The 1,883-nt window shown below is 24.0% G+C and carries 2 protein-coding genes; both read right to left on the bottom strand.

Annotation, left to right across the window (positions count from 1 at the left end; genetic code table 11):
• Positions 1-602 precede the first annotated feature (602 nt).
• Positions 603-1,067, bottom strand: coding sequence for a hypothetical protein (locus ACOTVC_RS08625; protein WP_257913176.1), 465 nt, complete (start codon positions 1,065-1,067; stop codon positions 603-605).
• A gap of 377 nt (positions 1,068-1,444) precedes the next feature.
• Positions 1,445-1,883, bottom strand: a 439-nt coding sequence (locus tag ACOTVC_RS08620) for a hypothetical protein (protein WP_421628345.1), incomplete at its 5' end; no start/stop codon positions are given.

Genomic DNA, 1,883 nt, shown 5'->3' with positions numbered 1-1,883 from the left:
ACACTAGAATTTAATCACAAACTAAAGCAAAAATAATTATAATTTTATTGTTTTAAGGATTTAACCAAATGGAGGCTTTATTAAAGTCGAAAGGAGGTTAAGATGAGTGAAATTGTTATCTTTATGATCACTTTAATTACTCTTATCTTAGTTTTTAATGACTAAGATAAGAACTAATTTCTAATTTCTTAAAAAACATTTTAGAAAAACCCTGCTTAGTTTATCCTTAAAACATAAGCCTTCATATTAGCAGGGTTGAGGGCTTGTTATAAAGATATTTGTTTTTATATAATATTATTTGCTAAGTTTGAACAATATTATTTTATCTTAAAGCTCTAAAAACTACATCATATAAAATTTTATTCACTTATAGATTAAAAGCTCACAAAACATAAAATAAATAAAAAAAATCTTAAACTGTATAAAAATGAAAAAGTTTAAAGAAGCTTTTATGTAAGAAATTTTCCTTTTAAATATAATTTGGCAATTTTAAATTAAAAGGAGGTTAAGATGAGTGAAATTGTTATCTTTATGATCACTTTAATTACTCTTATCTTAGTCATTAAAAACTAAGATAAGAGTAATTTGTTTTTTACAAGTGATTAATGTTGAGCTTGAGGGGAATTAATTGGGGGTTTTGTGAAATACTGTCTTTCAATATCAATCAAGCTAAAATTAATTATTTCACTGATACGATTTCTCATAATCAAAAAAAGAAGAAAAATTGATAGAAATAGCATTATTATTAAATAATTATACCAATATGCCTTACCATTAACTATGAAAAAAAATTCTATTAATTTTTTCGCAGCATTTTCTTCTTTTTTACTAAATTTAGTATTTTTATCAACACTTGAAGTTAAAATTTTAAATACTACGCGATAGCTACTAAAAAAAGACAAAGAATCTTTTAAGATTTTTTCTGTTGCAAGTCTTATTTTTTCATTATCAGAATTTAAAAAACATTCAATTTGAGGTTTTAACTTTTGAAATTCTCTGCTGGCTGAAACCAAAGAAAATGAAAATAAAGCAAAAGCTACTGTTAAGATAAAAGCTGTGATAATCATTATTTTCCCTTTCTTTTTTTACGAAAATTATACTCTACACTTTTACTATTTGTAATTTGAAAAAATTTAACAAGAGTCCAACAAAATATCGCAATTATTACTATTATAAATATAAAACAAATATTATCTTGTATCATCTGAATTAAATTTGGTATAGCCTGACCTAATGCTGTATCCGTTTGATTAAAATCACTGTTAAATATTACATTCATATTCTGTCGCTGTAAAATCAAATTAATATATTAGAATATATATTTATATATTCTAATATATTTTTACAAAATATACAATAAAAATATTAAATTAATTGAAGTTTATTATCAAAATGTTTTAAACTAAAACAAACTTAAATACACCAGAGAAATAATCAAATCCATTTATTCATCATAATTAAACCTTAAATGTATTTGTATTCCTCTAGCATAACATTGCCAAGCAGCCGTATTAATAGCTCCTGCTTTTATATTAATTTTATTAACTTTATTCCATTTAACTTTTACATTTCCTTGATACCAATTATCAATCCACTCATAAGGAAAAATTCTACCATCTACAAAAGTGTCATGTATGGTTATACCAAACCTATCATCAACTGCACCTTTCCATTTAATTGTAACTGATTTTACTTTATCTGTGTTTGGTATAGCATAATCTCCTAAGTTTATAGGCTGATAAGTTAGCTCATAGCCATTACAAGTATAATTAGCAAAAGCACTTACATCAACAGGAACTTCAGAATAAGATTTTATTGCTAATGTTTTATTCATTCTTTGATTTAAAGCATTAAAAACCACATTAATGCTGTTATTAAAGGGT

This window comes from Campylobacter sp. GB48 (assembly GCF_049221845.1).
Classification (GTDB): Bacteria; Campylobacterota; Campylobacteria; order Campylobacterales; family Campylobacteraceae; genus Campylobacter_D; species Campylobacter_D lari_C.
Note: the sequence above shows the minus strand (reverse complement) of the source record. Positions and strands in the feature narration are given on the sequence as shown.

Excerpts from the sequence above, each read along its gene's own strand:
- ACOTVC_RS08625 (WP_257913176.1), bottom strand. The coding sequence starts at position 1,067 with ATGATTATCACAGCTTTTATCTTAACAGTAGCTTTTGCTTTATTTTCA.